At 64.7% G+C, this 16,738-nt stretch carries 19 protein-coding genes; 14 read left to right on the top strand and 5 right to left on the bottom strand.

Annotation, left to right across the window (positions count from 1 at the left end; translation table 11 throughout):
- Positions 1–3 precede the first annotated feature (3 nt).
- Genes IVA74_RS33385 through IVA74_RS33355 form a run of 7 tightly spaced genes read left to right on the top strand, consistent with a single transcriptional unit; the run spans position 4 to position 5,932 of the window.
- The gene (locus IVA74_RS33385) at positions 4–1,107 is read left to right on the top strand and encodes a carbon-phosphorus lyase complex subunit PhnI (RefSeq protein ID WP_247351355.1); all 1,104 of its coding nucleotides are present in this window, start codon (positions 4–6) and stop codon (positions 1,105–1,107) included.
- A complete protein-coding gene (locus IVA74_RS33380; protein ID WP_247351353.1) occupies positions 1,104–1,994 on the top strand; it encodes an alpha-D-ribose 1-methylphosphonate 5-phosphate C-P-lyase PhnJ in 891 nt (296 codons plus the stop codon). The genes IVA74_RS33385 and IVA74_RS33380 overlap by 4 nt, the downstream gene beginning before the upstream one ends.
- Positions 1,987–2,799, top strand: coding sequence for a phosphonate C-P lyase system protein PhnK (gene phnK / locus IVA74_RS33375; RefSeq protein ID WP_247351349.1), 813 nt, complete (start codon positions 1,987–1,989; stop codon positions 2,797–2,799). Before IVA74_RS33380 ends, phnK begins: the two co-directional genes overlap by 8 nt.
- A 38-nt stretch (positions 2,800–2,837) precedes the next feature.
- Entirely contained in the window at positions 2,838–3,536 is a 699-nt protein-coding gene (phnL, locus tag IVA74_RS33370; RefSeq protein ID WP_247351485.1) for a phosphonate C-P lyase system protein PhnL, read from the top strand.
- 11 nt (positions 3,537–3,547) lie between these two features.
- Positions 3,548–4,705: an alpha-D-ribose 1-methylphosphonate 5-triphosphate diphosphatase gene (locus tag IVA74_RS33365; protein ID WP_247351347.1), complete on the top strand. Its 1,158-nt coding sequence runs from the start codon at positions 3,548–3,550 to the stop codon at positions 4,703–4,705.
- On the top strand, positions 4,702–5,295 hold the full coding sequence (gene phnN, locus IVA74_RS33360; protein ID WP_247351346.1) for a phosphonate metabolism protein/1,5-bisphosphokinase (PRPP-forming) PhnN: 594 nt from the start codon (positions 4,702–4,704) through the stop codon (positions 5,293–5,295). The genes IVA74_RS33365 and phnN overlap by 4 nt, the downstream gene beginning before the upstream one ends.
- Positions 5,296–5,320: 25 nt before the next feature.
- Positions 5,321–5,932: a pyridoxamine 5'-phosphate oxidase family protein gene (locus tag IVA74_RS33355; protein WP_247351345.1), complete on the top strand. Its 612-nt coding sequence runs from the start codon at positions 5,321–5,323 to the stop codon at positions 5,930–5,932.
- A gap of 271 nt (positions 5,933–6,203) precedes the next feature.
- On the opposite strand, the gene IVA74_RS33350 is transcribed toward IVA74_RS33355, so the two are convergent.
- The gene (locus IVA74_RS33350; protein ID WP_247351344.1) at positions 6,204–6,935 is read right to left on the bottom strand and encodes a 3-oxoacyl-ACP reductase family protein; all 732 of its coding nucleotides are present in this window, start codon (positions 6,933–6,935) and stop codon (positions 6,204–6,206) included.
- 398 nt (positions 6,936–7,333) lie between these two features.
- On the opposite strand from IVA74_RS33350, the gene IVA74_RS33345 reads away from it, so the two are divergent.
- Together IVA74_RS33345 and IVA74_RS33340 are read left to right on the top strand one after the other, a co-directional pair.
- On the top strand, positions 7,334–7,555 hold the full coding sequence (locus IVA74_RS33345) for a hypothetical protein (RefSeq protein ID WP_247351482.1): 222 nt from the start codon (positions 7,334–7,336) through the stop codon (positions 7,553–7,555).
- 21 nt (positions 7,556–7,576) lie between these two features.
- The gene (locus IVA74_RS33340) at positions 7,577–8,530 is read left to right on the top strand and encodes an aliphatic sulfonate ABC transporter substrate-binding protein (protein WP_247351342.1); all 954 of its coding nucleotides are present in this window, start codon (positions 7,577–7,579) and stop codon (positions 8,528–8,530) included.
- A gap of 12 nt (positions 8,531–8,542) precedes the next feature.
- Here the strand turns inward: IVA74_RS33340 and IVA74_RS33335 are convergent, their stop codons facing one another.
- The 3 genes from IVA74_RS33335 to IVA74_RS33325 form a co-directional block, all read right to left on the bottom strand.
- Positions 8,543–9,046 carry a DUF6496 domain-containing protein gene (locus tag IVA74_RS33335; protein ID WP_247351340.1) on the bottom strand — a complete coding sequence of 168 codons (504 nt, stop codon included), beginning with the start codon at positions 9,044–9,046 and terminating at the stop codon, positions 8,543–8,545.
- A gap of 68 nt (positions 9,047–9,114) precedes the next feature.
- On the bottom strand, positions 9,115–9,897 hold the full coding sequence (locus IVA74_RS33330; protein WP_247351339.1) for an alpha/beta hydrolase: 783 nt from the start codon (positions 9,895–9,897) through the stop codon (positions 9,115–9,117).
- Positions 9,898–9,901: 4 nt separating this feature from the next.
- Positions 9,902–11,197 (bottom strand): O-acetylhomoserine aminocarboxypropyltransferase, encoded by a 1,296-nt coding sequence (locus tag IVA74_RS33325; protein ID WP_247351338.1) that lies wholly within the window; start codon positions 11,195–11,197, stop codon positions 9,902–9,904.
- A 413-nt stretch (positions 11,198–11,610) separates the two neighbouring features.
- Between IVA74_RS33325 and IVA74_RS33320 the strand changes: the two genes are divergently transcribed.
- Positions 11,611–12,351 carry a hypothetical protein gene (locus IVA74_RS33320; protein ID WP_247351337.1) on the top strand — a complete coding sequence of 247 codons (741 nt, stop codon included), beginning with the start codon at positions 11,611–11,613 and terminating at the stop codon, positions 12,349–12,351.
- A gap of 99 nt (positions 12,352–12,450) precedes the next feature.
- Here the strand turns inward: IVA74_RS33320 and IVA74_RS33315 are convergent, their stop codons facing one another.
- Positions 12,451–13,275, bottom strand: a complete 825-nt coding sequence (locus IVA74_RS33315) for an IclR family transcriptional regulator (RefSeq protein ID WP_247351336.1) — start codon at positions 13,273–13,275, stop codon at positions 12,451–12,453.
- Between the two features lie 162 nt (positions 13,276–13,437).
- On the opposite strand from IVA74_RS33315, the gene IVA74_RS33310 reads away from it, so the two are divergent.
- The 4 genes from IVA74_RS33310 to hpaH are packed head-to-tail and all read left to right on the top strand — an operon-like array spanning position 13,438 to position 16,737.
- Positions 13,438–14,403 (top strand): tripartite tricarboxylate transporter substrate binding protein, encoded by a 966-nt coding sequence (locus IVA74_RS33310; protein ID WP_247351334.1) that lies wholly within the window; start codon positions 13,438–13,440, stop codon positions 14,401–14,403.
- A gap of 3 nt (positions 14,404–14,406) precedes the next feature.
- On the top strand, positions 14,407–15,024 hold the full coding sequence (locus tag IVA74_RS33305; protein ID WP_247351333.1) for a flavin reductase family protein: 618 nt from the start codon (positions 14,407–14,409) through the stop codon (positions 15,022–15,024).
- A 45-nt stretch (positions 15,025–15,069) separates the two neighbouring features.
- Positions 15,070–15,930: a fumarylacetoacetate hydrolase family protein gene (locus IVA74_RS33300; protein WP_247351330.1), complete on the top strand. Its 861-nt coding sequence runs from the start codon at positions 15,070–15,072 to the stop codon at positions 15,928–15,930.
- A gap of 3 nt (positions 15,931–15,933) precedes the next feature.
- Positions 15,934–16,737 carry a 2-oxo-hept-4-ene-1,7-dioate hydratase gene (gene hpaH, locus IVA74_RS33295; protein WP_247351328.1) on the top strand — a complete coding sequence of 268 codons (804 nt, stop codon included), beginning with the start codon at positions 15,934–15,936 and terminating at the stop codon, positions 16,735–16,737.
- Position 16,738 lies beyond the last annotated feature (1 nt).

Here is a 16,738-nt window from a genome sequence, read left to right as displayed (position 1 = left end):
CGCATGTATGTCGCAGTCAAAGGCGGCGAACGCGCCATCGAGAACGCCCATCGCCTGCTCGCCAGTGCACGGCGCGGCGACCAAAGCGTTCCGGAAATTTCCCTCGACCAGATCTCGGAGCAGCTTGGCCTCGCCGTGGACCGCGTCATGAGCGAAGGCTCGCTCTATGACCGCGAGCTCGCGGCGCTCGCAATCAAGCAGGCGCGTGGCGATTTGATCGAGGCGATCTTCCTGGTCCGCGCCTTCCGCGCCACGCTGCCGCGCTTCGGCGCCGGCGAGCCGGTCGAGACCGGCGCGATGCGGGTGCAGCGGCGGGTGTCATCGACATTCAAGGATATTCCCGGCGGCCAGATCCTCGGGCCGACCTTCGATTATACCCACCGCCTGCTCGATCCCTCGCTCGCCGAGGGTTTTGTGCCGGAAGCGCCCGCGACGGCCGAAGCGTCGACAGCGCCAACGCCGCGGGTGACCGACATCCTCGGCCGCGCCGGCCTGATCGAATCCTCGCCGCAGGCCGAGGAAGGCGCCAGCGTCGGCGACCTCACCCGCGAGCCGCTCAATTTTCCCGCGGATCGTGACCTGCGCCTGCAAAATCTCGCGCGTGGCGACGAAGGTTTTCTGCTGGCGATGGGCTATTCCACCCAGCGCGGCTACGGCCGCAATCATCCCTTCGCCGGCGAGATCCGCTTCGGCGAGGTCGAGGTCGAATTCTCGGCGGAAGACGTCGGCTTCGCCGTGCCGCTCGGCTCGATCGAGCTGACCGAGTGCCAGATGGTCAACCAGTTCAAGGGCTCCGCGACGGAAGCGCCGTGCTTCACCCGTGGTTATGGCCTCGCCTTCGGCCAGAGCGAGCGCAAGACCATGTCGATGGCGCTGGTCGACCGCGCGTTGCGCGCGCGCGAACTCGGCGAAGAAGCACTCGCCCCGGCACAAGATGAAGAATTCGTGATGTCGCATTCGGACAACGTCCAGGCGACCGGCTTCGTCGAGCATCTGAAGCTGCCGCATTATGTCGACTTCCAGTCCGAGCTCGGCCTGTTGCGCAAGCTGCGCCAGGAATTCGCAGAGGCCAATGCGCCTGACGCCATGAAGGAGGCCGCGGAATGAACGCGCCCGCCTACAATTTTGCCTATCTCGATGAACAGACCAAGCGGATGATCCGCCGCGCGATCCTCAAGGCGATCGCGATCCCGGGCTATCAGGTGCCGTTCGCCAGCCGTGAAATGCCGATGCCTTATGGCTGGGGCACCGGCGGCGTGCAGGTGACCGCTGCGATCCTCGGCCCCCAGGACGTGCTGAAGGTGATCGATCAGGGCTCCGACGACACCACCAACGCGATCTCGATCCGAAAGTTCTTTGCCAAGACCGCCAGCGTCGCCACGACGACGGCGACCGAAGATGCAACCGTGATCCAGACCCGTCACCGCATCCCGGAGACGCCGCTGCACGAGAATCAGGTGCTGGTCTATCAGGTGCCGATTCCGGAGCCGCTGCGTTTCCTCGAACCGCGTGAGACCGAGACGCGGCGCATGCACGCGCTGGCCGAATACGGCTTGATGCATGTGAAGCTCTACGAGGACATCGCTCGCTTCGGCCACATCGCGACGGCTTACGCCTATCCCGTGAAGGTCAACGCGCGCTACGTGATGGACCCGTCGCCGACGCCGAAATTCGACAATCCCAAGATGGACAATTGCCCGGCGCTGCAACTGTTCGGCGCCGGCCGCGAGAAGCGCATCTATGCGATCCCGCCCTATACGCAGGTCGTGTCGCTCGACTTCGAAGACCATCCCTTCGAGCCGTATCGCTTCAACGCGCCCTGCGCGCTGTGCGCGGCCGAAAATTCCTATCTCGACGAGATCGTGACCGACGACAAGGGCGGGCGCATGTTCGTCTGCTCCGACACCGACTATTGCGAGGGCCGCCAGGCCGCCGGCCATCGCGGCAGCCTCAGCGCCGCGCCGTACAAGGAGAAGGCGGGTTCACATGGCTGATCAAGACTTGGCTGATCCCGACATGCGCGAAACCGACCAGCCACTGCTCGTTGCCGGCTCTCTCAGCAAATCCTATGGCCGTATCGCCGCCTGCCGCGACGTGTCCTTTGCCCTCTATCCCGGCGAGGTGCTGGCGATCGTCGGCGAATCCGGCTCGGGCAAATCGACGCTGCTTCAGCTCCTGTCGGGACAGCTCGCAGCCAGCGGTGGGCACGTCTCCTACCGGATGCGCGACGGGGTCACCCGCGATCTTGCCACGCTGGGCGAGGCCGAGCGGCGCTTCCTGTTCCGCACCGATTGGGGTTTTGTGCACCAGGATCCCGCGCAGGGCCTGCGCATGGCGGTCTCGGCCGGCGCCAATGTCGGCGAGCGGCTGATGGCGGTGGGGTGGAATCACTACGGCCGTATCCGTGATACCGCGTCGGACTGGCTGACCCGCGTCGAGATCGACATCGCACGCATCGACGATGCGCCGCGCACCTATTCCGGCGGCATGCGCCAGCGTCTCCAGATCGCCCGCAACCTCGTCACCGAGCCGCGTCTCGTCTTCATGGACGAGCCGACCGGCGGGCTCGATGTTTCTGTCCAGGCCCGCCTGCTCGACCTCGTGCGCAGCCTGGTCGCCGAGCTTGGTCTCGCCGTCATCATCGTCACCCACGATCTCGCGGTCGCGCGGTTGCTGTCGCACCGCGTGATGGTGATGAAGGGGGGCCGCGTCATCGAGACCGGCCTCACCGACCAGGTGCTCGACGACCCACGGGAGCCCTATACCCAGCTCCTCGTCTCCTCGATTCTGCCGCCATGAGCTTTTCCGAGATGAGCCTTTCCAGCATGAGCATCGCAATGACCGCCATGATCGACATCGCCGACGCCAACAAGACCTTCACGATGCACCTGCAGGGTGGCATCGAGCTGCCTGTCGTCAGCGGCGTGACCTTCCACGTCAATCCCGGCGAATGCGTCGTGCTGTCGGGGCCGTCAGGCGCCGGAAAATCGTCGATCCTGAAGATGATCTTCGGTAATTATCGCTGCGACTCCGGCCGCATCGGCATCAGCCATCGCGGCGCGCTGATCGATCTCGCCACGGCCGAGCCGCGCCAGATCCTCAACGTCCGCCGCGCAACCATCGGCTATGTCAGCCAGTTCCTGCGCGCGGTGCCGCGCGTCGCGACCGTCGACGTGGTCGCCGAACCCCTGATCGTCAACGGCCTGGCGCGCGCGGAGGCGCAAGCCCGTGCCGGCCAATTGCTGCATCATCTCAATATCCCCGAGCGGCTCTGGCAGCTTCCGCCCGCGACCTTCTCCGGCGGCGAGCAGCAGCGCGTCAACATCGCGCGCGGCTTCATCTCGGACCTGCCGGTCCTGCTGCTCGACGAGCCCACCGCCTCGCTCGACGCCGCCAACCGCGCCGTCGTGGTCGAGCTGGTCGCCGAAAAGAAGCGCCGGGGCGTCGCCATGGTCGCCATTGTCCATGACGACGAAATCCGTCATCTGATTGCCGACCGCATCGTCGACGTCACCAGCTTCGCCGTCGCGGCCTGAAGGAAATAGACATGAACGCCAAGCCGAACGACATCGTGATCGCCAACGCCAGGATCGTGCTGGCGGAACGGATGATCGAGCAGGGCTGGCTCGCTCTCGCAGACGGACGCATTGCCGAGATCGGTGAGGGCAGGGCGCCCGCGGGCGCCGAAGATGCCGGCGGCGATTTGATCATGCCCGGCCTGATCGAGCTCCACACCGACCATCTCGAAGCGCATTACGTGCCACGGCCAAAAGTGTTCTGGAATCCGGTTGCTGCCGTCGTCTCCTATGACGGCCAGCTCGCGACATCGGGCATCACCACGGTGTTCGATTCGCTCCGGGTCTGGCGCGAGGACGGCGCTGAAGAAGTCGATGGCCGCGCCGGCGTGCTTGCCGCCGCGATCGCGACCGCGCGCGATGCCAAATTGCTGCGTGCCGACCACTTCCTGCATCTGCGCTGCGAAATCCCGATGCCGAGCGTGGTCGAGGAGGCAAAGGAGCTGATCGACCGTCCTGACGTCCGCTTGATGTCGCTGATGGACCACACGCCTGGCCAGCGCCAGTTTCGCGACGAGGTCAAGCTGCGTGACTATTATCGCGGCAAGGGTGGCGGCAAGACCGATGCCGAGCTCGACGAGCTGTTCGCGAAGCGCTTCGAATATCAGAAGCTTTATGCCGCAGCCAACATGCGTGAGATCGTGGCGCTGGCGCATGAGTACAAGATCCCGCTCGCCAGCCATGACGACACCACCGAGGAAAACGTCGCGGACGCCCTGCGCGATGGCGTTTCGGTCGCCGAGTTCCCGACCACGCTGGAGGCCGCGCGCAGCCTGCACCAGGCCGGCATCGACATCCTGATGGGCGCCCCGAACGTCGTGCGCGGCGGCTCGCACTCCGGCAACATCGCGGCGGTCGATCTCGCCCGCGAAGGCCTGCTCGATATTCTGTCGTCGGATTACATTCCCTCGAGCCTTCTGATGGCTGCGCTGCATTTGCCTGAGCACGTGCCCGCCATCAGCCTTTCGGCGGCGGTTCGCACCGTGACGAAGGCGCCTGCGGAAGCGGTTGGCCTCACCGACCGCGGCGAGGTCGCGATCGGCAAGCGCGCCGATCTGATCCGCGTGCACGTCGCGGGCAGTGTTCCCGTCGTCCGCAGCGTCTGGCGCGAAGGAAGCCGTGTCGCATGAGCGAGACTGTGACCATGGTGCAGGACGCGACAGGCGGGATTGGACCCGGGCGGCTCGTGCTCGTGGTCGGCCCCAGCGGCGCCGGCAAGGACACCTTGCTGCGGCTCGCGCAAGCGGCCTGTGTCGATGATCGCAACGTCGTCTTTCCGCGCCGTGTCGTGACGCGCGAATCCTCCGCTGACGAGGACAATGTCGCGGTGAGCGCCGACGAATTCCGGCGCGCGCGCGAGCACGGCGATTTTGCCGTGCATTGGGAGGCGCACGGGCATTCCTACGCTTTGCCGCTTGAGATCAACGACGATATCCGTGCCGGGCGCGCTGTCGTCATCAACGTTTCACGCACCGTCATTGGCGCACTGCGCCAAGCGTATGCAAACGTCGTCGTGGTCGCGATCACGGCGCCGCCGGATGTGCTGGCGCAGCGGCTTGCCGCCCGGGCGCGCATTAGCGATGGCAACGTCGCGGAAAGGCTGTCGCGCAGCGTCTGCGCGTCGGGCAATGCCGATGTCACCATCCTCAACGCGGGCAGCGCCGAATATCACAGCCGCCATCTCGTGCGCGTGATCAGGAATGAAGGCTGGCACGAATAGCGGCCGGCGCAACAAGGAGAACGGAATGTCGGTGATCGAAACGGTCGAGCAGCTGGAGGCCATCTACGGCGTCACCAACGATGCCTCGACCGTGAAAGTCGCCGACCACGTCACCCCGCTCTATCGGGTCTTCATCGAAAAGGCGCCGTTCGCCGCGCTTGCCACCATCGGACCCGAGGGCATCGACTGCTCGCCGCGCGGCGATCTCTCCGGCTTCGTCCGCATTCATGACCCGAAGACGCTGATGCTGCCGGATCGCCGCGGCAACAACCGGGTCGATTCCTTGCGCAACATTGTGCGCGACCCGCGGGTGTCGCTGATGTTCCTGATCCCCGGTTCCGGCAACGCGGTCCGAGCCAATGGGCGGGCGCATCTCTCCATCGATCCCGAATTGCTCGCCTCGTTTAAGGTCGAAGGCAAGGCGCCGCGCAGCGTCATGGTGGTGACGGTCGACGAAATCTACTTCCAGTGCGCCCGCGCCATCGTCCGCTCCGACCTCTGGAATCCCGACAAGCGCGTCGACCCCAAAATGCTGCCGACGCCGGGCCAGATCCTCGCCGAGATGAGCGAGAACAAGGTCGGCGGCGCGGAGTATGATCGCATCTGGCCGGAGCGGGCTGCGGCTACGATGTGGTGACGCTCTCTCGTCTTCCTCGTCTGCTCGTGCGGGGAGAGGGGCTCTGAGGTCGCGGGACGTGCTCGGCCTGCATGGTTCGAGACGCCCGCTTTGGCGGGCTCCTCACCATGAGGATCATCTCGCCGCGAAACGCGACCTCATCCTGAGGGCCCGCCGTGAGGCGGGCGTCTCGAAGGATGGCCGCAGGCGCTCCCCGCCACGTTTTTCTTCATATGCGATAGCCCCGTCCTGGAGGAGAGAGCGAAGGGGGAGCTCGCTGCGAGTGCTGCCCCTAATTGAACGCCATGCCGCCGCTGAGCGCGACCGTCTGCCCGGTCATGTAAGCGTTATCGACCAGCAGCATCACGGCCTTCGCGACCTCCTCCGCCGTGCCGAAGCGGCCGAGCGGGATGCGGCTGACGAGCTGCGGCTGGCCACTCATCATGTCGGTCTCGATCAGCGACGGCGCCACTGCGTTGACGGTGACGCCTTCCTTCACCAGCCGCGCCGCATAGCCGCGCGTCAGGCCCTCCAGGCCGGCCTTGGACGCGTTGTAGTGCGGCCCGATCGCGCCGGCGCCGCGCGCGGCACCGGAGGAGATGTTGACGATGCGGCCCCATTTCTTCGCGCGCATCGTCGGCAGCACCGCCTGCGTGCACAGGAAGACGGATTTCAGGTTGACCAAAATCGTCCGGTCGAAATCGTCCTCGGTGAGATCGTCGATGCCGCGTGTGATGGCGATACCCGCATTGTTGACGAGGATGTCGATGGGGCCGAGCTCGTTCGTGACGCGGTTGACCATCGCGGTCGCGGCCTCGCGCTGCGATACGTCCGCAGCAACGGCGATGGCGCGGCCGCCGCGCTTGCCGATCTCATCCGCCAGTTGCTCGGCCTGCCCGATCCGCTCGCGGCAGTTGATCGCCACGGCCGCGCCGGCCTCGGCCAGCGCACGGCAGACCGCAGCGCCGATTCCGCGCGAGCCCCCGGTGACGAGCGCGGTGCGTCCCTTCAGAACCTCCGCCATGATCGGGCCTCCCTGTCAGCTGTTGCTTATGGAGCGGACAGTACCATGGCCGGCCGCGCACCGGCGTTGAACTCATCGCGAGATAAATTCGTTTGCCTGCGCTCGCACCGGGAGAAGTGCCGATGCGCGCCGGTGGCAAATATGGATACCCATTTCATTGACCGAACGCGTCAATCCCTCGATATTCGCAGCATCGAAACTGCTCCTTGAGCCGAAGCCGCCACATGAGAACCGATCACCAGCGCAACAACAACAACGACATGCATGCATGCATGCATGACGCGGCGCTGTTTCTCGGCGGCCACCGGCGCCTGTTGTTGTTGCTAACCGCCGCCTCACAGCACTTCACGCAGCAAATCTCAAGACAGGAACGCCGAGACCCCGGCGAGCGAGCAGTCATGTCCCAACAGCAGTCCAACGCCTACATCATCGAAATCCACGACCGCGCCGCCGGCATCGTCACGCGAGACGCGCGCGGCTTCCGTTTCTTCTCCTCCGAGCGGCTGTTCGACAGTCTCGAAGGTCGCCAGTTCCGCTCGGCGCGCGAAGCCGAGCGTGCTGCCCGTGCGGTGTTCTCCGAACGAAGCCGGCGCGCGAATTCCCAATTTTTCGCCAACTGATCCCACCGAAAGGGCCACGTCATGATCAATCGACGACACATTCTCGCAACGACGCTTCTGCTCGCGATCGCCTTGGCCGCACCGGCACGCTCTGAGGACAAGCCGGTCGAAATCCGCATCGGTACGCAGAAGGGCGGCTTCTTCCCTGCGGTTCGCCAACGTCAAACGCTCGAAAGCGCCTTCAAGCCGCTCGGCATCGAGATCAAGTGGATCGACTTCCAGTTCGGCCCGCCGCTGCTGGAGGCCATCAATGTCGGGAGCGTCGATTTCGGCTTTGTCGGCGATACGCCGCCGATCTTCGCGCAAGCCGGCGGCGCCAGGATCCGCTATGTCGCGGCCGTGAAGTCCGACGGCGACAATCAGGCGATCATCGTGCCGAAGGATTCGCCGATCAAGACGCTGGCGGACCTCAAGGGCAAGCGCATCGCCTTCGGCAAAGGATCGAGCGCACACAATCTCCTGGTCGTGGCGCTCGAAAAGGGAGGCCTGTCCTGGTCCGATATCACCCCGGCGCCGCTCGCGCCGGCCGATGCGACGGCGGCCTTCGTCAAGGGCTCGGTCGATGCCTGGTCGATCTGGGATCCTTATCTGGCGCTCGCCGAATTGAAGGAGAACGCTCGGGTTCTCGTCTTCGACAAGGATGTGCACAAGCCGAACGCCTACTACATCGCCAACACCGATTTCGTTGAGAAGTATCCCTCGTTGGTCGCAAAGCTCAATACGGCCTTTGCGTCTGAAGGCGTGTGGGCGGAGTCGCATCACGAGGAGGTCGCAAAGGCACAGGCCGAGGCGACCGGCGTCGACATCGAAGCGGTCCGCCGCTTCGTCAATCGCTCCACCTATCGCGTGGTGCCGCTCGACGCCGAGGTGACCAAGAGCCAGCAGGCGGTCGCCGACCGTTTTGCAAAGCTTGGCCTGATTCCGAAGCCGGTCAACGTGTCCGACATCGTCTGGAAGTGGACGCCGGGTTCCTGAGCGAAACGAGACTCAACTCCGGCGGCGCGCTCTGGTGCGTGCCGCCTTCTTTGCGGCGGCGGAGCGGACGTTGGCGCCCTTGGTGCGGCTCGCCTTGCGCGCCGCGGCCGAACGCGACGCAGCCGTTCGCCGGCCCGCGGCGCGCTTGCCCTGCTTCGACAATGCACTGCGCGATGCGGTCGAGCGCGGCTCCTTTTTCAAAACCTCCTCGACGGCCCGCGACACGCGCGGCCGGCGCTTCGGAGTGCGCTTGCCCTGGCCGACCTCGTAGGCATATTTGGCGCTGCGGCGCGTCGTCTTCTTGACGCGTCCCTTTCGCGGCGGCGGGAGATCGACGCCGGCGCGGCGTGCCTCGGACAGACCGATGGCGACAGCCTGCCGCGTCGAGCGCGCACCATGCTTGCCCTTGCGGATCTTGTCGATCTCGTCCTTGACGAATTCGCCGGCCTGCGTGCTTGCCGATTTGCCGGCACGCTTGTCTTGTCTGGCTTTGCGGATGACTTCCTGTCTTGGCATAGGTTCAGTTCCCTCTGGATTTCACAGGGATGTCTGACCGCAACGCGCAAGATGGACGATTGATCCTTTCAGTTCCTGAGCGCAGCCAGCAGTTCATCCGGGCGTTCGGCCATGATCATGTGGCCCGCGCCCGGTACCACGACGGTCTTCGCATGCGGGATCGCCGCCGCGAGCGCCTTGCCGGCCTTCACCGGTGTCATCATGTCTCGCTCGCCGAGGATGAGTGTGACTGGCACCTTCACGCTCGCGGCGGCTTGAAGCGCATTCGCGTAAGCATTGCAGGCCGACAAATCCCTGAACAGCACGCCCGGCTCGCAATGCTTCAACACGGCCTGCGCGCCGCCATGCATCCACAGGCCCGGTGCGAGGCTGCCGCCGAGTTCGGCGCTGAAGCCGAGGCCCCAGATCGAGACCATGTCGAGCGCGTCCTGGTCGTTGGCCTCGGCTGCCTTCAGCAGATCCGGGCCGACCGTCATGGTCGCGGCCGTGCCGATCAGGCTCAGTGCGGATACTTTTTCGGGATGCCGTGCCGCCGTCTCCAGCGAGATCAGCGATCCCATGGAATGGCCGATCAGATGCGCCTTCGTAACTCCGGCCGCATCGAGCAGCGCGGCCGTCCAGTCGGCCATCTCGGCGATGCTGCCAAGCGAAGGCCCGGACGAGCGGCCGTGACCGGGCATATCAGGCGCCAGCACGGCAAAACCGTGATGGGCGAACCAGCGCGTGTGCAGTGCCCAGGTCGAACGATCGAAGCCGGCGCCATGGAGGAACACGACCGCAGGCAGGGACTTGTCGAAGTCGCGGCCGCCGGTTGCGACAAACATTTCGGCGCCGTTGACGGAAAGCTTCATGGCGTCAGACCTTTTGCGAGATGCGCAGCGCCTGCGCAAGATCGTCGATGATGTCGCTTGCCGTCTCGATGCCGACCGACAGTCGCACCAATTCCTCGCCGATGCCGGACGCCTTGAGCTGCGCCGCGTCCATCTGCTGGTGTGTGGTCGAGGCGGGGTGGATCACCAGCGTCTTGGCGTCCCCGACATTGGCGAGATGGCTGATCATGCGCAGCGATTCGATGAACTTGCGCCCCGCGGACCGCCCGCCCTTGATGCCGAAGGAGACGATCGAGCCGGCGCCGCGCGGCAGCAATTGTTTTGCCAGCTGGTAATCCGCGTGGTCCTCGAGCGAGGGATGCAGCACCCAATCCACCGCCTTGTTGGCTTTCAGTGCTTCCAGCACGAGATGTGTGTTCTGGATGTGGCGGTCCATGCGCACGCCGAGCGTCTCAACGCCCTGCAACAGCTGGAACGCGTTGGTCGGCGACAGGCAAGCACCGAAATCACGCAGGCCTTCGGTGCGGGCGCGCATGATGAAGGCGGCCGTGCCGAACTGTTCGTCGAAGACGATTCCGTGATAGCCGCCATAGGGTTCGGTGAGCACGCCGAATTTTCCGGATGAACGCCAATCAAACCGGCCGCCGTCGACAATGGCGCCGCCGATGGCGATGCCGTGGCCGCCGATCCATTTGGTCGCCGAATGCATGACGAGGTCGGCGCCGAGCTCGATCGGACGGCTGAGATAGGGCGTGGCAAAGGTGTTGTCGATCAGCAGCGGGATCTTCGCGTCATGCGCGATCGCCGCGACCTTCGGAATGTCCAGCACCTCAAGCCCGGGATTGCCGATGGTCTCGCCGATCACCAGCTTTGTGTTCGGCTTGATCGCCACGCGGAATGCATCGAGATCGCGCGGCTTCACAAAAGTCGTGGTGATACCGAAGCGCGGCAGCGTGTGCGCCAGCAAATTGATGGTGCCGCCATAGAGCGAACTCGACGCCACGATATGGTCGCCGGCGCTGAGCAGCGTGGCGATGGCGAGATGCAGCGCCGCCATGCCGCTCGCGGTGCAGATCGCGCCGACGCCGCCCTCCAGTGCTGCGAGCCGCTCCTCCAGCACGCCGGTGGTGGGATTGGAGATGCGCGTATAGATATGGCCGGCGCGTTCGAGATTGAATAGCGCGGCGGCGTGATCGGAATCCTGGAACACGTAGGACGTGGTCTGGTAGATCGGCACCGCGCGGGCGCCGGTCGCGGGATCCGGATGCTGGCCCGCATGCAGGCTCAGGGTCTCGAAGGCGGGCGGTTTTGGCGCGGGCATGCGTGGCCTCGTTGGTCGGTCGGCGGAGGCGGCTCTTGTGCCACAAACCGCGCACTGCGTCAGCCCATTGACTACGGCGCGCGGCGGCTCGCAACGAGAGTGTGATGCGAGCCCGTGGCTGCAACGGCAGGACGCTCCTTTCTCCTCGCATGCGGGGGAGTGGACCATCCGCTAGGCCCTGCACTCACCAAGCGGCTGGCCGCTTGATGTCCGGTTTACCGCCAACATCGGCCGAAGAGCGGATGGCCTCCGAGGTCGCAGATGGGCCAGATCCAGAAGTCGCGCTCGTCTCGGTCCATTCCTGTATTCTGATCGAACCCGAAATGTCGAAATGGTGTAAAAGCCGCGCTTCGCGTTATCGGAGCATAAACGCTGAGGCATCATAAGGAGGTAGCAACCTAGGCTGGTGATCGATGCGACATCTCATACTATCACTGTTCATGGTCTTCGCTTGCGCCCTGCAGGCAGAAGCCGAACCAACATCCGTTCGGTGCGACGGCAAATACTATCAGCAGCAGCAACCTTACTTCGTAACCTACGACCTCAAGACAAACCATTTTGTATTTGAGCGCGCCGGTGGGAACATTGTGACGGGCGAGATCATCGCAGCAACCGACGCGCAACTCGACTTCAGCCTCAGGGCCACGGGAGGACGCATCCTTTTCTCCTTCAACCGCCAGCGCAACGTGATGACGTGGCCGGGAATGCCCGCAGAAGAACTGGGAAGACCTTTGCTGCGACACGCCTGCGCGGAAGTTACCGGCAGAACAATGCTTTCCGCATTCTGGCAGCCGGAGCAATTTGATCCGAAACGTCGCGACCCGGTCGATGCCTTTTCGCTCACCTGCCCAGGCCAATATGGTCCATATTTCGTCACTTTGGATCGCTCTACAAAAACAGTAGTTCTAGAGACCCAATCCGCGGCCGAGATCATGTCGGGCAACATCACGGGGGCTGACGATGGCTTCATTAGGTTCGGAGTCGCTGGTCGTTCTGGTCAATTTGATCTGCTGTGGGATGAGCGCAAGAAAATGCTTAGCTGGATTGGCGTTCCGGATAATCCGTCGAGGCCGACAACAAGCCACGAATGCACTGTCACAGCGCCGCGATCAATTATGGTGTACTACGATGAATGGGCCCGCTGGGGAAAATGAGACGGCATCCATGGGCGGCCCCCAAAGTCGCCTATGGGTCCACAAGCCGCGGATCACGCCCGAGGTGGGAGACTTCCGCTCTGCATTCGCAAGCCGACGTTATGAGTACACGTCCTGGGCACCACCGCCCCGGATCGCCTGCTCGATCGCGCGCGCTTCCCGCAGCAAAATCTCCGCGACCTCCTGCTCGCGGCGGGGGCCGAGCCTCGTCCGAACGGCGGAGACGGTCATCGCGGCAGCGGGGCGGCCGTCCGGCGTCTTGATCCAGGTCGAGATCGATTTCGTACCCTGCACCAAGCCGATCTCCCTCATGCCGTATCCCAGCCGTCTCGCGGCGGTGACCTCGCCCAGTACCGTCGCAACATCGGTCCGGTAGGCCTCGAATCTCTTCTCGTTGGCTGCGACGATTTTTCGCGCGTCCTGCGCCGGCATCGCGGCGAGGATGGCGACGCCTGCGCTGGAGACGCCGAGCGGCCGGCGCGCGCCGATCTCGATCGACAGCACCTGGATCGGATAGACGCCGATCCTGCGATCGACGCACAGCGTGTCGTTGCCGGTCCGCACCGTCAGGAACAGCGTGTCGCCGATCTCGGTCGACGCACGTTGCAGCGACGGATTGGCGGCGATCAGCAGCCGCGACGGTCGGGCCCGTGCGAGCGCGAGCTCCGGCACCTGATTGCCGATCGCGTAGCGGTCGGTTTTGTCGTGCCGTTCGATGATGCCTTCCTCGATCAGCACATGGACGATGCGATGCACGGTCGGACGGGTGAGGCCGGTCGCCCGCACCACCTCGGCCAGCGGCACGCCGTCTTCACGGCCTGCGGCAAGAATACGCAGCACCGCGAGCGCGCGCCGGATCGCCTGCGCGCCTTGTCGCGGTTCCGTCATGCGGCGGGCGGATTTCGCGGAAGTCGTCTTGTCCATAATATGGACAAGAACGCCACAATTCACTCGACAGGTAAAGCGCGCATTCGGAGACTGCGCTCCGATCGAGATGCCATAAGCAACGTCCGGGCATTCGACGTCGAATTCGAAGACTTGGAATTGCAAGCGACTTGGAATTGCAAGCGCTGCCGGGAGGTTAACATGAGATTAATCTGGATTGCCATGGCTGCCGCAGCGGCGACGCTGGCGGGACCGGCGTCGGGCCAGCAATGGCCGGCGCGCAACGTCAAGCTGATCGTGCCCTATCCGGCCGGCGGCAATGTCGACAGCGCCGCGCGCATCATCGCCGACAAGCTCCAGGAAAAGCTCGGCCAGCCCTTCATCATCGAGAACAAGGCCGGCGCCGGCGGCATGATCGCGGGCGAGGCTTTTGCGAAATCGGCGCCCGACGGCTACACGCTGTTCGTCGGTGCCAACGGCCCGGTGCTGTTCGCAACCGAGATCAACAAGCGCGACGCCTACAACTGGAAGAAGGACTTCCTTCCGATCACGACGATCTCGATGACGCCGCTGGTGCTCGAGGTTCATCCCTCCGTGCAGGCGACCACATTCAAGGAATTCATCGACCTCGCCAAGCGCGAGCCCGGCAAGCTGACCATGGCCTCGCCCGGTCCCGGCACCACCAACCATTTGCTCAGCGAGCTGATGCAGTCCAGCCTCGATCTGCAATGGGTCACCGCGCACTACCGCGGCAATGCGCCTGCGGTCAACGACCTGCTCGGCGGCCAGGTGCAGTTCGCGTTCGACCAGCTCACGGTCAGCCTGCAGCACATCAAGGCCGGCCTGTTCCGGGCGCTGGCCGTCACCAGCCCGCACCGGCTGAAGTCGCTGCCTGACGTGCCGACCTTCACTGAACTCGGCTACAAGGATTTTGACGGCCAGACCTTCACCGGCTTGTTCGCACCGGCAGGCACGCCGGCGCCTGTTATCGACAAGCTGCACGAGGCGCTGACCGCGATCCTGAAAGACCCGGCCGTGGTCGACAGGTTCGAGAAGCTCGGCGGAGAAGCCGTCGCGATGACGCCGGACGAGTTCAAGGCCTATCTCGAACGTGAGGACGCCAAATGGATTCCGATCGTGCGCAAGGCCAACATCAAGGCGGATTGATCGATGCGGATCGACCCCGCTGAGCTCGGCGCCGAGCGCATCTACCGGCTGATGACCGGCATCGTGGTACCGCGTCCGATCGCCTGGGTGACGAGCCTGTCGCGCTCAGGCGTGCTCAACCTCGCACCGTTCAGCGCCTTCACCTTCGTCTCGCAGAAGCCGCCGATGCTGGCCATCGGCGTCGGCCGCAAGGGCGCGGACTACAAGGACACCGCGCACAACATCCTCGACACCGAGGAATATGTCATCCACATCGCCGATACCCCGCTGATGCAGGCGGTGCACGACAGCTCCGTCGAGCATCCGCCTGAGATCAGCGAGGTCGCGGAGCTTGGCCTGGAGACGCATCCGAGCGAGCGCATCAAGGTGCCGCGGCTTGGCGTTGCACCCGTCGCGATGGAATGCCGTTTCCGGCAGTGCCTCGAATTCGGCGATGCCCGCAGCCGGCTGATCGTCGGCGAGGTCGTGATGTTCCACATTCGCGACGGCCTCGTGAACGACGGCAAGGTCGAGACCGCGGCGCTCGACCCGATCGCGCGCATCGGCGGGCCACGCTACGCCCGGCTCGGCGAGATCGTGACGCTGCGCGGCGTGTTCCAGACTTCCAAATCGACCGAGTAAGCGCGCAGCCTTGGGCCGCGCCGTCAAGACCATTGGAGAACGACAATGCGACTCGTGAGCTATCTTCTGGACGGAGAGCCGCGCTACGGTGCCGCCGTTGAAGGCGGCGTCGTCGATCTGACCAGGCGGATCGGCCGCGACTTCTCCGACGTGAGGGCGCTGATTGCGGCCAATGCGCTGGCCGACGCGCAGGAAGCCATCGCCGGACAAAAGCCGGACCACGCACTCGACGATCTCGTGCTGCTTCCGCCGGTGCTGGCGCCGGAGAAGCTGTGGTGCATCGGTGTCAATTACGCCGAGCGCAACGCCGAGTACAAGGACAGCTCGGACCTGCCCAAGTATCCCAGCCTGTTCGTGCGCAGCATGTCCTCGATGACAGGCTCCGGTCAGCCGCTGGAGAAGCCCAAGGTTTCGGACCAGCTCGATTACGAAGGCGAGCTCGTCATCGTGATCGGCCAGGGCGGCCGTCACATTCCGCGCGAAAAAGCCTGGGCGCACATCTTCGGCATGACGCTGTGCAACGAGGGCACGATCCGCGACTGGCTGCGCCACGGCAAGTTCAATGTCACGCAGGGCAAGAATTTCGACCGCTCCGGCAGCATCGGACCGTGGATCGTCACCGCGGACGAACTCGACCCGCGCGGGCCCCATGACATCATCACGCGCGTCAACGGCGAGGTACGGCAGCAGGACACGACAGAACGGCTGATGTTCCCGTTCGACTTTCTGATCTCCTATCTCTCCACGTTCGCGACCCTCAAGCCCGGCGACATGATCGTGACGGGCACGCCGACCGGGGCGGGCGCCCGCTTCGACCCGCCGCGCTGGCTGAAAGTTGGCGACGTCGTCGAGGTCGCGTCGAGCCGCATCGGCGTGCTGCGTAACACCGTCGCGGCGGAGCAGTAGACCATGCTCGATACCGCCACGATCGAACGCCTTGCCGCGCGCCTCGATGAAGCCGAGCGCACCAAGACGCTGATCCCGATGTTCTCGAAGGACTATCCCGATTTCGCGATCGAGGATGCCTACGCCGTTCAGCGCGCCTGGACCAAACTTCAGCTCGGCCGCGGCCGCGTCATCAAGGGGCACAAGATCGGCCTGACCTCGAAGGCGATGCAGAACGCGGTCGGCATCTCCGAGCCGGATTACGGCGTGCTGTTCGCCGACATGTTCTATGCCGACGCTACGCCGATTCCGTTCGACCGCTTTCACGCGCCGCGGATCGAGGTCGAGCTCGCCTTCGTGCTCAAGGCGCCGCTACGCGGTCCCGATTGCACCATCTTCGACGTGCTCAACGCCACCGACTACGTCACCCCGGCGCTGGAGATTCTGGAGACGCGCATGCACCGCGTCGATCCCGAGACCGGCAAGACCCGGAAAGTCATGGACACGATCTCGGACAACGCGGCGAATGCCGCGCTGGTGCTCGGCGGCCGGCCGTTCCGCCCGATGGATGCGGACATGCGCTGGATCGGCGCGCTGTTGTTCCGCAACGGCGAGGTCGAGGAGACCGGGCTTGCGGCCGGCGTGCTCAACCATCCCGCCAATGGCATCGCCTGGCTCGCCAACCGCCTCGCGCCGCATGACGAACATCTCGCCGCCGGGGAAGTGGTGCTGGCAGGTTCGTTCACGCGGCCCGTGGACATCCGCCGCGGCGACACCTTCCATGCCGACTATGGCACGTTCGGCTCGGTGTCGTGCCAGTTCGTCTGAG

Source organism: Bradyrhizobium sp. 132, assembly GCF_023074185.1.
In the GTDB taxonomy this organism is placed as follows: domain Bacteria; phylum Pseudomonadota; class Alphaproteobacteria; order Rhizobiales; family Xanthobacteraceae; genus Bradyrhizobium.
This window is presented reverse-complemented; position numbering and strand designations above follow the sequence as displayed.

Excerpts from the sequence above, each read along its gene's own strand:
- IVA74_RS33300 (WP_247351330.1), top strand. The coding sequence starts at position 15,070 with ATGCGACTCGTGAGCTATCTTCTGGACGGAGAGCCGCGCTACGGTGCC.
- IVA74_RS33380 (WP_247351353.1), top strand. The coding sequence starts at position 1,104 with ATGAACGCGCCCGCCTACAATTTTGCCTATCTCGATGAACAGACCAAG.
- IVA74_RS33385 (WP_247351355.1), top strand. The coding sequence starts at position 4 with ATGTATGTCGCAGTCAAAGGCGGCGAACGCGCCATCGAGAACGCCCAT.
- IVA74_RS33365 (WP_247351347.1), top strand. The coding sequence starts at position 3,548 with ATGAACGCCAAGCCGAACGACATCGTGATCGCCAACGCCAGGATCGTG.
- IVA74_RS33330 (WP_247351339.1), bottom strand. The coding sequence starts at position 9,897 with ATGAAGCTTTCCGTCAACGGCGCCGAAATGTTTGTCGCAACCGGCGGC.
- IVA74_RS33355 (WP_247351345.1), top strand. The coding sequence starts at position 5,321 with ATGTCGGTGATCGAAACGGTCGAGCAGCTGGAGGCCATCTACGGCGTC.
- IVA74_RS33310 (WP_247351334.1), top strand. The coding sequence starts at position 13,438 with ATGAGATTAATCTGGATTGCCATGGCTGCCGCAGCGGCGACGCTGGCG.
- IVA74_RS33340 (WP_247351342.1), top strand. The coding sequence starts at position 7,577 with ATGATCAATCGACGACACATTCTCGCAACGACGCTTCTGCTCGCGATC.
- IVA74_RS33350 (WP_247351344.1), bottom strand. The coding sequence starts at position 6,935 with ATGGCGGAGGTTCTGAAGGGACGCACCGCGCTCGTCACCGGGGGCTCG.
- IVA74_RS33335 (WP_247351340.1), bottom strand. The coding sequence starts at position 9,046 with ATGCCAAGACAGGAAGTCATCCGCAAAGCCAGACAAGACAAGCGTGCC.
- phnL (WP_247351485.1), top strand. The coding sequence starts at position 2,838 with ATGACCGCCATGATCGACATCGCCGACGCCAACAAGACCTTCACGATG.
- IVA74_RS33345 (WP_247351482.1), top strand. The coding sequence starts at position 7,334 with ATGTCCCAACAGCAGTCCAACGCCTACATCATCGAAATCCACGACCGC.
- hpaH (WP_247351328.1), top strand. The coding sequence starts at position 15,934 with ATGCTCGATACCGCCACGATCGAACGCCTTGCCGCGCGCCTCGATGAA.
- IVA74_RS33305 (WP_247351333.1), top strand. The coding sequence starts at position 14,407 with ATGCGGATCGACCCCGCTGAGCTCGGCGCCGAGCGCATCTACCGGCTG.
- IVA74_RS33315 (WP_247351336.1), bottom strand. The coding sequence starts at position 13,275 with ATGGACAAGACGACTTCCGCGAAATCCGCCCGCCGCATGACGGAACCG.
- phnK (WP_247351349.1), top strand. The coding sequence starts at position 1,987 with ATGGCTGATCAAGACTTGGCTGATCCCGACATGCGCGAAACCGACCAG.
- IVA74_RS33325 (WP_247351338.1), bottom strand. The coding sequence starts at position 11,197 with ATGCCCGCGCCAAAACCGCCCGCCTTCGAGACCCTGAGCCTGCATGCG.
- IVA74_RS33320 (WP_247351337.1), top strand. The coding sequence starts at position 11,611 with ATGCGACATCTCATACTATCACTGTTCATGGTCTTCGCTTGCGCCCTG.
- phnN (WP_247351346.1), top strand. The coding sequence starts at position 4,702 with ATGAGCGAGACTGTGACCATGGTGCAGGACGCGACAGGCGGGATTGGA.